12 protein-coding genes and 1 other RNA gene are annotated in these 12,780 nt (G+C 63.5%); 9 read left to right on the top strand and 4 right to left on the bottom strand.

Annotated elements, in window-relative coordinates:
* Positions 1-5: 5 nt before the first annotated feature.
* Genes LB552_RS04470 through LB552_RS04460 form a run of 3 tightly spaced genes read right to left on the bottom strand, consistent with a single transcriptional unit; the run spans position 6 to position 5,643 of the window.
* Positions 6-671 (bottom strand): class I SAM-dependent methyltransferase, encoded by a 666-nt coding sequence (locus LB552_RS04470; RefSeq protein WP_224602121.1) that lies wholly within the window; start codon positions 669-671, stop codon positions 6-8.
* Positions 668-1,966 (bottom strand): DUF3419 family protein, encoded by a 1,299-nt coding sequence (locus LB552_RS04465; RefSeq protein ID WP_224602119.1) that lies wholly within the window; start codon positions 1,964-1,966, stop codon positions 668-670. Before LB552_RS04465 ends, LB552_RS04470 begins: the two co-directional genes overlap by 4 nt.
* Before the next feature lie 44 nt (positions 1,967-2,010).
* A complete protein-coding gene (locus LB552_RS04460; RefSeq protein WP_224602117.1) occupies positions 2,011-5,643 on the bottom strand; it encodes a hydantoinase B/oxoprolinase family protein in 3,633 nt (1,210 codons plus the stop codon).
* Between the two features lie 175 nt (positions 5,644-5,818).
* Between LB552_RS04460 and LB552_RS04455 the strand changes: the two genes are divergently transcribed.
* The 7 genes from LB552_RS04455 to LB552_RS04425 all read left to right on the top strand — a co-directional run bounded on the left by LB552_RS04455 (position 5,819) and on the right by LB552_RS04425 (position 9,797).
* Positions 5,819-6,031 (top strand): hypothetical protein, encoded by a 213-nt coding sequence (locus LB552_RS04455; RefSeq protein ID WP_095768981.1) that lies wholly within the window; start codon positions 5,819-5,821, stop codon positions 6,029-6,031.
* 134 nt (positions 6,032-6,165) lie between these two features.
* The gene (locus tag LB552_RS04450) at positions 6,166-6,885 is read left to right on the top strand and encodes a J domain-containing protein (RefSeq protein WP_140839681.1); all 720 of its coding nucleotides are present in this window, start codon (positions 6,166-6,168) and stop codon (positions 6,883-6,885) included.
* A complete protein-coding gene (locus tag LB552_RS04445; protein ID WP_095768982.1) occupies positions 6,882-7,649 on the top strand; it encodes an N-acetylmuramoyl-L-alanine amidase in 768 nt (255 codons plus the stop codon). The genes LB552_RS04450 and LB552_RS04445 overlap by 4 nt, the downstream gene beginning before the upstream one ends.
* Before the next feature lie 185 nt (positions 7,650-7,834).
* Positions 7,835-8,536, top strand: a complete 702-nt coding sequence (locus LB552_RS04440) for a lytic transglycosylase domain-containing protein (protein WP_224602115.1) — start codon at positions 7,835-7,837, stop codon at positions 8,534-8,536.
* A gap of 136 nt (positions 8,537-8,672) precedes the next feature.
* Positions 8,673-9,069: RNase P RNA component class A (rnpB, locus tag LB552_RS04435), an RNA gene on the top strand.
* 156 nt (positions 9,070-9,225) lie between these two features.
* Positions 9,226-9,510: a type II toxin-antitoxin system ParD family antitoxin gene (locus tag LB552_RS04430; protein WP_140839687.1), complete on the top strand. Its 285-nt coding sequence runs from the start codon at positions 9,226-9,228 to the stop codon at positions 9,508-9,510.
* The gene (locus tag LB552_RS04425; RefSeq protein WP_140839689.1) at positions 9,507-9,797 is read left to right on the top strand and encodes a type II toxin-antitoxin system RelE/ParE family toxin; all 291 of its coding nucleotides are present in this window, start codon (positions 9,507-9,509) and stop codon (positions 9,795-9,797) included. Before LB552_RS04430 ends, LB552_RS04425 begins: the two co-directional genes overlap by 4 nt.
* 5 nt (positions 9,798-9,802) lie before the next feature.
* On the opposite strand, the gene LB552_RS04420 is transcribed toward LB552_RS04425, so the two are convergent.
* Entirely contained in the window at positions 9,803-10,918 is a 1,116-nt protein-coding gene (locus LB552_RS04420; protein ID WP_224602113.1) for a cystathionine gamma-lyase, read from the bottom strand.
* A 388-nt stretch (positions 10,919-11,306) separates the two neighbouring features.
* On the opposite strand from LB552_RS04420, the gene mraZ reads away from it, so the two are divergent.
* A complete protein-coding gene (gene mraZ, locus LB552_RS04415) occupies positions 11,307-11,765 on the top strand; it encodes a division/cell wall cluster transcriptional repressor MraZ (protein WP_224602111.1) in 459 nt (152 codons plus the stop codon).
* Positions 11,762-12,778, top strand: a complete 1,017-nt coding sequence (gene rsmH / locus LB552_RS04410) for a 16S rRNA (cytosine(1402)-N(4))-methyltransferase RsmH (RefSeq protein ID WP_224602109.1) — start codon at positions 11,762-11,764, stop codon at positions 12,776-12,778. Before mraZ ends, rsmH begins: the two co-directional genes overlap by 4 nt.
* Positions 12,779-12,780 lie beyond the last annotated feature (2 nt).

Below are 12,780 nucleotides of genomic sequence, written 5' to 3'. Positions count from 1 at the left end.
TTTTTTTATTTGCGGGATCCGATCACGCCGAGCCAGGCGTACCCGCGATAAAGCGTTCTGAAGCGGAAGGTTGCGCCAGTGCGCTGCGATTCCGATTCAAGCACATCGCGCAGCGAGGCGCGCGGCGCGACATGGAATTTCCGCAGCCAGCCGCGCAGCAGGGCGCGGAACCAGCGTGGCAGGCCTTCCTGCTGGCCAAAGTCGACGACATGCAATGAGCCGCCGGGCGCAAGCGCGGCGAGTGCGGCCGAAACCGTCTTTTCCCAGCCGGGGATCATCGACAGCGAATAGGACACGAAGACGCGGTCGAACTGCGCGATGCCGAAGAGCGCCCTGGCATCGAAGTCGGTTGCGTCGCCACGCGACAGCCTGACTTTGTCGGACAGGCCTTCGCGAGCAATGGCCGCGCTAGCCGTCTCCAGCATCTCGGCCGAGATGTCCAAACCGAAGAAGCGCGCATCCGGATAGCGGCGGGCGGCAAGCGCAATGTTGCGGCCGGTGCCGCAGCCAAGCTCCAGCACGGTGCCGCCTTGCGGCACGTCCAGCCCGTCAATCAGACGGTCGCGGCCGAGCAGGTAGTATTTGCGGGTCAGATCATAGATATGGCGCTGCCAGCGGTAGACGCCGTCCATCAGTTCGGCATGGCTGGCCGGCAGCTCCGTCGTGCTCATGCGGGACGCTTCACATAGAGATGGAAGCCGCCATAGATCGCCGAGCGGTCCCTTGCCGAGAATTCGCGCGAGGCGTCGGCCTCGTAGGTCCACTGGTCGAGCAACGAACTGGAGACACGGCCGGGCAGGAGGCTCGGTTCGGCCGCGGTGCGGAAGATGACGCGGGCGCCGGCCGAGGCCGTGCGAGTGATCTCGGTCCACAGCGCGTTGAGCAGGTCGTCGGTCATCCAGTCCTGCGCGTCGAGCAGGACGAAGCGGTCGACGCTGCCCGCATCCTTGGCGGCCAGGAACTTGATCAGATTGGCGTGGTGGATGGCGACGCGATCGATGTTGTCGCGGATCGTCTTATAATTGCGCTCTTCCAGATAAGCAGGCAGCGCCGCTTCGCCGGGCTGCGGATAGCGACGGGCAAAGGCCTGCCAGGCGAAATAGTTGTTCTTGAGCGGGAAATCGCAGGCGAGCTTTTCAAGGCGCGCCTTGAGCACGCTCGCCATCGAGCCGTCGCCGGATGTGATCAGCGAGTCATACTGTGCCGGCGGGATGCCGAGGCCGAACAGCGAAGCCTTGCGCGAGGTCGCCCAGCGCAGCAGCTTCTTGTCGAAGACCGGTGCCAGTTCCTCATCGAAGAAGCGGCGCTGCTCGCCGATGTTCCCGGCCTTCATGATGCCGGCGGGATCGACGCCGAACAGTTTTGCGACGCGATGGCCCATGGCGATGAACAGGCCGAGCAGGCCAGTCTGGTAGAAGTTACGGTCGAAAACCGAGATGCGGCGCCGGCCGCGCCAGTTGCGGCGTTCCCAGTAATGGCGGCTGACCGGATCGAGATGCGGCGCGATGAAGCGATCATAGGCATCGGAATTGTGGCTGGTGCCGGCGGCGCCGAAGAAACGGAACAGGTCGCCCTGCGACGGCAGGTGGCGCACCGCTTCCAGCTTCATGCGGTTCAGCGCGACATGCGCGGCATTGAGATCGACGGCGTCGATCCGGGCCGGCGTGCGGGTCAGGTAAGCTAGGATGTTGCAGCCGCCCGAGGCGATCGTGACGACTCGGTGCCCGGCGCCAAGTTGCATGGCCTCCATGTCGACATCGGGATCTTCCCAGATCTGCGGATAGACGAGGCCGGAGAACAGGAAAGCGAAGAGCCGCTCGGAAATGCCGTCCTTCGACAATGCCCGGTTCTGGTAGACGGCCTTTCCGACTTCCTTGCCTCGACGATAAACGAGTTCTCCGGATACGTCCGACATGGAAAGGTGATTCCCCGTTTGCTTTGGCGCAAGCGGGTAGCGCAGCGGCATGACAGGCAGGTGACAGCCTGTTGACGGCAGGTTGGTACGAATTGCTACGCTTTGCCGAACGCTCCCGGTGTCGGCGTGGTGACGATGACGGCCTCGCCGGCATCGAGCGTGGTCTGGTCGCAGGCCTTCAGGACGTCGACCGATCCGTCATTGCGCCTAACTTTGGTCGAGCCCGCCTCGCCGTCACCGCCGCCGTCGAGGCCCTGGGGTGGCCGGTTGCGGTGGGAGGACAGGATCGCGCATTCCATGTTTTCGAGGAAGCGGATGGTACGCCTGGTGCCGTCGCCGGCATTCCACTTGCCCTTGCCGCCGGAATCCTTGCGGATATGGAAGTCTTCCAGCACGACGGGGAAGCGCAGTTCCAGCACCTCCGGATCTGTGAGGCGCGAATTGGTCATATGGGTATGGACGCCGGACGTGCCGGCAAAGCCCCGGCCCGAATTCATCCGGCCGGCCGGCGAGCCGGAGCAGATCGTCTCGTAATACTGGTATTTCTTGTTGCCGAAGGTGAGGTTGTTCATCGTGCCTTGGGCGTTGGCCATCGCGCCCATCGCGCCGAACAGCGCGTTGGTGACATGCTGCGAGGTTTCGACATTGCCGGCGACGACGGCGGCGGGATAGGACGGCTTGAGCATGCAACCATCTGGAATAACGATGTTGATCGGCCTCAGGCACCCGGCATTCATCGGGATCATGTCCTCGACCATGACGCGGAAGGCATAGAGCACCGCGGCGCGGGCGACGGGCTCCGGCGCGTTGAAGTTGTTCTTCATGACAGGCGACGTGCCGGTGAAATCGACGGTCGCCTCGCGCCTTTGCCGGTCGACGGTGATCTTCACCTTGATCACCTGGCCGGTGTCGGTGGGATATTCGTACGCCGCGCTGTCGGGAAGCCGCTCGATCACGCGGCGCACACTCTCGGCGGCATTGTCCTGTACGTGGCCCATATAGGCCTCGACCACATCGAGCCCGAAATGCGCGACCATCTTGCGCAGCTCCGCCACGCCCTTTTCGTTGGCGGCGATCTGCGCCTTCAAGTCGGCGATGTTCTGGACGGGATTGCGCGCCGGATAAGGATGGTCGGTCAGCAGCGTCTCCAGCTCCTTCTCGCGGAAGCGGCCGCGATCGACGATGCGGAAATTGTCGAACAGCACGCCTTCTTCGTCGACCGTTGTCGCAAGCGGCGTCATCGAGCCCGGCGCGGTGCCGCCGACATCGGCGTGATGGCCGCGCGAGGCCGCCCAGAACAGGATTTCCTTGCGGGCGTCGTCAAACACCGGCGTCACTACGGTGATGTCGGGCAAATGCGTGCCGCCATTATAAGGCGCGTTGAGCGCGAAGACGTCGCCGGGATGGATATCCCCGGAGTTCAAGCGGATGATTGTCTCCACCGAACGGTCCATTGAACCCAGATGCACCGGCATATGCGGCGCGTTGGCGACCAGCGCGCCATGGCGGTCGAACACGGCGCAGGAGAAGTCGAGCCGTTCCTTGATGTTGACCGAATAGGCGGTGTTCTGCAGCGTCACGCCCATCTGTTCGGCGATCGACATGAAGAGGTTGTTGAAGACCTCCAGCATCACTGGATCGGCTTCGGTGCCGAGCGCCGCGGCACGCGCCTTTCTTTCTGTCCGGCGTATCACGACGTGATTGAGACCGGTGATTTCGGCGCGCCAGCCCGGCTCGACGACGATGGTCTGGTTCGGCTCGATGATAAGCGCGGGCCCGGCGACCGTGTGGGACGGCCGCAGGCCTTCGCGGCGATAGACGCCGGCCTCGTGCCAGCGGCCTTCGGTGTAGATGCGCCGGCTTTCCAAGGGTTTGGCGTCAATTCCTGCCGGTCCGGCGAGCGCCGGGGCTTCAGCCTTGTCCTGTCGGGCGACTTCCATGCCTTCGACGGCGACGGTCTCGACGACGATCGGCTTATCGTCATAGACGAAACCGAACTGCGCCTTGTGCGCGGCCTCGAAATCGCTTCTGGCGCGGAAGATCGAGCCATGCTCGAAATTCACCGGCAGCGCCGTATCGGTGCCGTCATAGCGGATATGCAGGACAGGCCTCGTTGAAACCGCGTCTCCGGCAATGCCTTGCTCGCCGAGCTCGGCAATGACGTCGCCGCGCAGTGCCGCGATGAGTGCCTCGATCGCCGCGCGGGATTCTTCGGCAAGCGGCTGCAGCAGACCCTGTTGGCGCGAGGCGAAGACCGACGAGAGGCCGATGCCGTAAGCCGAGAGAAGGCCGGAGAAGGGATGGATGAGCACCGCCTCCATGCCGAGCGCATCGGCGACCAGGCAGGCGTGCTGGCCGCCGGCGCCGCCAAAACAGTTCAAGAGATATTCGGTGACGTCATAGCCGCGCTGCACCGAGATCTTCTTGATGGCGTTGGCCATGTTCTCGACGGCGATGGTGACAAAGCCTTCGGCGACCGCCTCGGGCGTCCGGCCGTCGCCGATTTCGGCGGCAAGGGCCGCGAATTTTTCGCCAACCGTGCCGATGTCGAGCGCTTGGTCTTGGCCCGCGCCGAAAATCGCCGGAAAGAAATCGGGCTGCAATTTGCCGAGCATGACATTGGCATCGGTGACGGCGAGCGGGCCGCCGCGCCGGTAGGCGGCAGGCCCCGGATTGGCGCCCGCAGAATCCGGGCCGACGCGGAAGCGGCCCGCCTCATAGTGCAGGATCGAGCCGCCGCCGGCGGCGACGGTGTGGATGCGCATCATCGGCGCGCGGATGCGAACGCCGGCGACCTCGGTGTCGAAAGCGCGCTCATATTCGCCGTCATAGTGGGCGACGTCGGTCGACGTACCGCCCATATCGAAGCCGATGACCTTTTCGAAGCCGGCGAGCTTCGCCGTCTCGACCATGCCGACGACGCCACCCGCCGGTCCCGAAAGCAGCGCGTCCTTGCCCTGGAACATGTCGGCGGCGGTAAGGCCGCCCGACGACATCATGAACATCAGGCGCGGTCCGGCGCCCAGTTCGCCGGCCACCCGCTGCACATAGCGCGACAGGATCGGCGATAGATAGGCGTCGACCACGGTGGTGTCGCCGCGGCCGACCAGCTTGATGAGCGGAGAGACCTCGTGAGAGACCGAGATCTGGCTGAAGCCGATCTTGCGGCAGACTTTCGCCACGGCCTTTTCGTGGTCTGGGTATTTCCAGGCGTGCATGAAGACGATGGCGACCGCGTCGATGCCGTCGGCCTTCGCCTGCTCGATCGCCGGGCGGCAGGCCGCGATGTCGAGCAGGCGCTCGACGCAGCCGTCGGCGCGCACGCGTTCATTGACCTCGATCACCCGCTCGTAGAGCTGCTCCGGCAGGATGATCTCCTTGGCGAAGATATCCGGCCTTGCCTGATACGCGATGCGCAAAGCGTCGCGGAACCCCTTGGTGATGAGCAGCAGCACACGGTCGCCCTTGCGCTCGAGCAGCGCATTGGTAGCTACGGTCGTGCCCATTTTGACGTCGCCGATCGCGTCGGCGGAGATGGCGGCGCCGGTTTTCAGGCCCAACAGGTCGCGGATGCCCTGGATGGCGGCATCCGCATACGCCTCGGGATTTTCGGACAGGAGTTTTCGGGGGTGCAGCCGGCCCCGCGGATCACGGCCGATGATGTCGGTGAAAGTGCCGCCGCGGTCGATCCAAAAGTCCCATTTCCCAGTTCCTGCGGCTGCCGGCATTCTGCTTATCCATAATCTCTTTGGGCGTATGTTGTGTTAGTTCGGGATTTCGGCGCCAGCAATCGCAAGTTGATGTTACACGTGGAAATGCAACGTTACGAAACCGGCAGATGGCTGATGCATTTCCCCTGCGACCGCTCACCGAAATGTGAGCGTCTGTCGAAGGAGAGATAGCATGAAGAAGCTCATTCTGGCGTCGGTCTCGGCGCTCGCCCTGCTGGGAGTCGCGGCTTGTAGCGACAGTGGCACCGGCACTGACAATACCACCACCCAGAGCACCAATCCGCCGGCCAACGAACAGCCGATGAAACCGGCTTCGCCCGACGCTTCGAAGCCTGCTGAACCGGCTCCGGCAACAAAACCGGCTCCTACCGCGCCTGCGCAGTAAGGGCCGTCCCACAATACCGAAGAAGGCCGGCACTGCCGGCCTTCTTTTTTGCGCCGTCGATCCCACGCATCGCCGGTCGACTGCGGCATCGTCCCGGCTTGATAGAACCGCCCGGTTCGCTCTATGAAGCCGACATGTCGATTTGGGACCGCCTTGGCGACTTCATCGCTCGTGTTTCGTCATCGGCGTCCTCGGGCGTCGCGGATGTCGTTGAAGCTGTGCGCACCGTGTTTTCCGGCGATCCGGACTTGCGCCGGCGCGTAGCCTTTTCGGTGGCGATGATCGCGCTCTCGGCCAAGATGGCCAAGGCCGACGGCATCGTCACCCAGGACGAGGTGCGCGCCTTCCAGGACATCTTCGAGGTGCCGCCGAGCGAGACGCGCAACGTGGCGCGGCTTTACGACATCGCCAAGCAGGACGTCGCCGGGTTCGAGACCTACGCGCGGCGCATGGCGCAACTCTGCGGTTCCGGCCATGCCAACTGCATGATGCTGGAAGACATACTCGACGGCCTATTCCATATCGCTAAGGCTGACGGCCTGATCCATGAGCGGGAAGGGCAGTTCCTGCATCGGATCGCGGAGATTTTCCGGATCGATGAGGCGCATTACGAGACGATCCTATCCAGGCACGTCAATCTCGGCGCCGCCGATCCTTACGTCGTATTGGGCATCGAGCGCGGCAAGCCGTTCGAGGAAATCAGAAAACGCTACCGCAAGTTGATCTCGGACAATCATCCCGACAGGTTGATCGCACGCGGCTTGCCGCAGGAATTCATCAAGATCGCCACGACCAGGGTCGCGGCGATCAATGCCGCTTATGAAATGATCGAGCGGGGCCTCAGGCACGCATGAGCGGTTTCCTGCCTGACCAGCCAGGTGCCGAGGTCCGGGTGTCGCCGAATTTCGGTCCGCGCCGCGAGACGCTCCGGCCCGACATGATCGTGCTGCATTATACCGGCATGGCAACCGGCGCCGGCGCCGAGGCGTGGCTGTGCGATCCAGCAAGTGAAGTGTCCTCGCATTATCTTGTCCACGAGGATGGCCGCATCATCCAGATGGTGCGCGAGAGCGATCGCGCCTGGCATGCCGGCAAGAGCTCCTGGCTCGGGCGCACCGACATCAATTCCTGTTCGGTCGGTATCGAGATCGTCAATCCCGGGCATTCACTCGGCTACAAAGCCTTCCCGAGGCGGCAGATCGACGCCGTGATCGGTTTGTGCGCGGGCATCGTGGGCCGTTATTCCATCCCAGCGACAAGGGTGCTTGCCCATTCCGACGTGGCGCCGGGCCGCAAGGTCGACCCGGGCGAAAAATTTCCGTGGAAGGCGCTGTTCGCGGCCGGTATCGGCCACCTCGTACCGGCGGCGCCGATAAAACCGGGCGCCGCGTTGAAGGCCGGCGACACCGGTTCCGGTGTCGAGGCGCTGCAGTCGATGCTGGCGCTCTATGGCTATGGTATTGAGATATCGGGTATTTACGACCGGCAGACGGAAATCGCGGTGGCGGCGTTCCAGCGGCATTTCCGGCGGCGGCTGGTGGATGGCGTGGCCGACAATTCGACGATCCGCACGCTGCAGAGGCTCCTGACTTCCGTCACGGCAGCCTCTGCCAAATAGTCGCGATAAGGTCATTAAATTACAACCCGTTACTTAAAGTGAATTGCGCCGCCTTCATTGCCGCCAATTCCGCCGCCAAATGCCTGTCCCGCAAGTTGTTGGACGTCTAGCCCCTCTGATGCTCCGATGTTGAATTGACACAACTGCGCGAAGTTCTTCGCGCGGTTCTAACAGAACAGGATTACATGCAGAAATTGACCGTTGTAGCGGCAGCCGTTGCTGCCGGAGTAATAAGCTTTGCCTTCAGTCCGGCAAACAGCGCCCCCTTAAGCCTTAGGGCAGACAATGGCCTTGCCGTCGCCCCTACGACCAAGGCTGCCCCGGCGAGCAAAGCGCCAAAGATCAAGAGAGCTCCAGCTAAGCTGCAGAAGGCCGCCGCGACCAGGGCGGCGAAATCGACGGCCAAGCGCGCCAAGCGCGGCAGAAAGGCGATCGATCTCACCACGACAGCCTCGATCCCCGCGGGCAAGATCGCTCTGGCAACACCTGCCGCGCCCAGCGGCGGCCAGTATTCGTCGATCATTGCCCGCTATGCCGCGAGCTACGGCGTGCCGGTGTCCCTGGCCAGCGCCGTCATCAAGATCGAAAGCAACTACCGGCCGAATCTGGTCGGCAGCGCCGGCGAGATCGGCCTGATGCAGATCAAGCCGGCCACGGCGCGCATGATGGGTTACACCGGTTCCGCCAAGGGACTGTTCGATCCCGACACCAACATCAAATACGGCATGAAGTACCTCGCCATGGCGCAGGGTCTTGGCGGTGGCACCACCTGCGGCACGATCCTGAAATACAATGCCGGTCACGGCGCGACGCGGATGAATCCGATTTCGGCCGCCTATTGCAGCAAGGTGAAGGTGCAGATGGCAGCGCTGGGTTCGCCGGCCTAAGCTCGTCCGCCGAAGTGGATTTGGGCGACGCGTGTCTGTTTCAAGCGCGTCGTTGTCCCAAACCGCTGCGCATTTGGGCGACGGCAACAGCTTTTTCGTTTGCGTTTTCAGGCGGGAATCCCTTTATACGCCCTTGTCAGCTGGCCGGGCGGCCGCGCCCGCGCGTGCCGAAAGGTTGCGGGTGAGGAAAGTCCGGGCTCCATGGAGACACGGTGCCGGCTAACGGCCGGCGGGGGCGACCCCAGGGAAAGTGCCACAGAAAGCAAACCGCCGCGGCTTCGGCCACGGCAAGGGTGAAAGGGTGGGGTAAGAGCCCACCGCGCGACTGGCAACAGAAGCGGCAAGGCAAACCCCACCGGGAGCAAAACCGAATAGGGGCGGTGCGAGGGGAAACCTTCGAGGGCTGTTTCCGGCCCACCGTCCGGGTAGGTTGCGTGAGGCGCGTGGCAACATGCGCCCAAGATGAATGGCCGCCACGTTCTCGCCGCGAGGCGAGGGCCATACAGAACCCGGCTTACAGGCCAGCTGGCATTTTTCTCGTAGCGATAGCCGAACGGGATCAGGAGGTTACGCCGACAGGCGTATCTTCCGATTCAAGCATTCTGCAAGACAGCCTCCGCGGCCTGGTCGAACGTATCCTTGAAGCTGGTGCGATTAAATCGTACCTTGGGGAAGAGCAGGAGTGCATCATGGGCCAGGTCGATAAACGCAGTATCACGCTTTCGCCGGAACTGGCGGCTGCGGTCGACAATGTCGTCGCTGCTGGCGAATACGCCTCGGCCAGTGAAGTTATCCGCGATGCACTCAGGCAATGGAAGGAGCGGCGCGACCTGCTCGGCTATACCGTCGAGGAATTGCGGGAACTGGTGCAGGAAGGCATCGACAGCGGGCCTGCGCTGGACGGCCCCCCCTTAATGGAGCGATTGCGCGCCAAATATGCGAAGATGGCGGAAGCCAAAGGCGCTGACGAGTGAAGTACTGCCTGCTTCCACAGGCATTGGTGGACCTCGAAACTATCGGCGACTACATCGCTGCCCGCAACCCAAACGCCGCAGTCCGCTTTGTGGAAGCTCTTCAGAGGCGATGGGATTTGCTGACCCTTCATCCCCAATCAGGCGCGCCGCGCGATGATATCTTGCCGGGCATCCGCCACCTCGTTGTCGGGGAGTATCTTACGTTTTATCGGATTGGCAACGACGCGATCGAAATCCTTCGCGTCCTGCATGGCCGACGCAAAATCGAGGCTGACGACCTGATATAGCGGGACTAGGCGCCGAGCTTGTCCAGCGACGCCTCGATTGCCTTCCAGAGTTCCTCGACAGGTTCGCAACCGATCGCGAGACGAACGAAGCCCGGCGGAACGGCGTCGCCGCGTTTCGAGCGCCGCTCGGCCGATGTGTGCACGCCGCCGAAGGACGTTGCCGATTCGATCAGCGCGCAACCGTCGATGAACGCCTCGGCCTGTTCTTCAGAGGCCAGCTCGAACGAAATCAGGAAGCCGAAGCGCTCCATCTGGGCGCGCGCCAGATTGTGCGAGGCATCGCCCTCGAGCCCGGGAAAGCGCAGGCCGCTGACGGCGCAATGACCCCTCAGCCGCCGCGCGATGGTTTCAGCCGACGAGCACATGCGATCGAAGCGCACTTCCAGCGTTTCGAGGCCGCGATGAACGAGCCATGCTTCGAACGGACCGGGGATGCCGCCGGCCGTCTCGCGCCAATCCTTCGCCCTGGCGACAATGTCGGGATCGCGGCTGGCGACATGGCCAAAGAGAACGTCCGAATGGCCATTGATCGCCTTGGTGTCGGCCGAGACCACGATGTCGGCGCCAAGATCGAGCGGGCGCTGGCCGAAGGGCGTCATCGTCGTGTTGTCGACGATCAGGGTTCCGCCTTGCGCATGGACTGCCCTGGCGACGGCGGCGATGTCGCAAATGTCCAGTCGCGGGTTCGACGGACTTTCAACGAAAACCGTCCGGTAGCCGGCGAAGCCGCCATCGAGCATGCTTGCCGTGGGCCTCACGTCATAGGCGACGCCGAGCGGTTTCAGAAAACGTTCGGCCAAGGCCCGCGTCGTGTGATAGCCGTCCGACGGCAAGAGGATGCGGTCGCCCGTTTTGACGAGCGCGAAGAAAGCCGCGGAAATCGCGGCCATTCCCGACGGAAAAATAACGCATTGCGCGTCCTCCAGATGGCCAAGCGCATGCTCGACTGCATGCCAGGTCGGATTGCTGAAGCGGCCGTATTGATCGAAACCCGTCGCGTCGCCCGGTGCGTGGAAGATCGAGGCCATGGTCAGCGGCAAGGGAATGGGATCACCCTTGGCGAAATCGGCGCTGCGCAAATGGGCAAGTGTCGCGGCGCGTGACTTCGCAGTGTCGGACATCGGCTCGATCCCTTGGGCAGAAAACTTCAACCGACGCTATGCGCGCCGGCTGTGCGCGGCAAGCTGGGTCTTTTTGGGCCAGAGGGTTCTAAACGCTTCGTTAGGCTTAATGGACGATAAAGACGAGACGTGTCTTCAGCCTGCGCTTTCTGGTTGTGGCGCGTTTGTTTGTGATGCCTGTTCCCGTTGACGCCCATAGTGCCCCATGATATCCCATTCAGATCAAGCTTTCGTTCCGCGTCAGGGTGAAGCGTACGCCAATCGGGCAGCCGCGGCGGCTGCGCGTTTGTCGGTTTTTGCCCCGGTGAATGGAGCGATTTGCCGCAAATGCGGCAGGGCGCGGAGAACAACATGAGGGGTGCAGCGGCAACAGCGGCTGTAGCGTTTATTGGACCGGTTTCTGTCAAACACGGTGTGCAAGATCGATGCGAAGGGGCGGGTGTCCGTTCCGGCGCATTTTCGCGCCGTGGTGCAAAAACGCGGCTATTCGGAACTCTACGCGCTACGCTGCCTGGATCTGCCGGCCATGGATGTCGGCGGGCTCGACCTGCTCGACCGTTACGAGCAGCGGATCGCGCTGGAGGATCCCTTTCTGCAGACGGCGGACGACATGTCGTTCTTTTGCCATGGCGACGGGACATTTCTGAAGCTCGACCAGGACGGCCGCATCACCATGACCGATTTCATCCGCGAGCATACGGGCATCTCGAACGAGGTGGCCTTTGTCGGCCGCGGCAATTTCTTTCAGATCTGGGAGCCCGGACGGCTTGCCGCCTATGGGGCGCAGGCGCGGGCCAGGCTTTTGCAGCTTCGGCAGGGGACGAAGCCCGGGGAGCGATCGGAATGATGGCTGGCCACGGCGATGACCCTCACGCCGTTGGCGGACCGGCCCGTCACATTCCGGTCCTCCTTGCCGAGGTGCTCGACGCGCTTGCGCCGAAGGCCGGCGAGACGATCGTCGACGGGACATTCGGCGCCGGCGGCTACACCAGCGCCATCCTCGAGCGCGGCGCCTCCGTCGTCGCCATCGACCGCGACCCGGACGCGATCGGGGCGGGCAGGGCGCTCGAACGACAGTCCGGCGGCAGGCTGAGGCTTGTCCAGGCACCGTTCTCAACGCTGGACGAGCATGTCGAGGGCGCCGACGGCGTGGTGCTCGATATCGGCGTTTCCTCGATGCAACTCGACCAGGCGGAGCGGGGCTTTTCCTTTCGCGCCGACGGGCCACTCGACATGCGCATGGCGCAGGCGGGTCTCTCCGCCGCCGACGTCGTCAACACCTTCAAGGGGGGCGACCTTGCCCGCATCTTCGGCTTTCTCGGCGAGGAGCGCCATGCCGGCCGCATCGCGCGCATGATCGAGAGCCGTCGCGAGAAGAAGCCCTTCGAACGCACGCTCGATCTCGCCGACGCCATCGAAACCCATATCGGACGCGGGCCGAAGGACAAGATCCATCCGGCCACGCGTGTCTTCCAGGCGCTGCGCATATTCGTCAATGACGAGCTTGGCGAGCTCGCAAGGGCGCTGCTGGCTGCCGAGCGGGCGCTGAAACCCGGCGGACGGCTAGCCGTGGTGACGTTCCATTCGCTGGAAGACCGCATCGTCAAGCGCTTCATCGCCGACCGCTCCGAGGCGGCCAGCGGCTCGCGGCACATGCCTGACGCGCCCGTGCGCATTGCCACCTTCCGCAAAGCCGGCGGCGGCGTGACGCCGGGAGAGGCCGAGCTAGGCGCCAACCCGCGGGCGCGCTCGGCCAGGCTGCGCGCGGCGATCCGCACCGAGGCGCCGGCGCGCGCCGGCGATTTTTCGATTTTCGGCCTTCCAAAGCTTCCCGCCGTCGAGCGGCCGGGGGAGAGGTGAGC

Source organism: Mesorhizobium sp. CA7 (assembly GCF_020165015.1).
Classification (GTDB): domain Bacteria; phylum Pseudomonadota; class Alphaproteobacteria; order Rhizobiales; family Rhizobiaceae; genus Mesorhizobium.
This window is presented reverse-complemented; position numbering and strand designations above follow the sequence as displayed.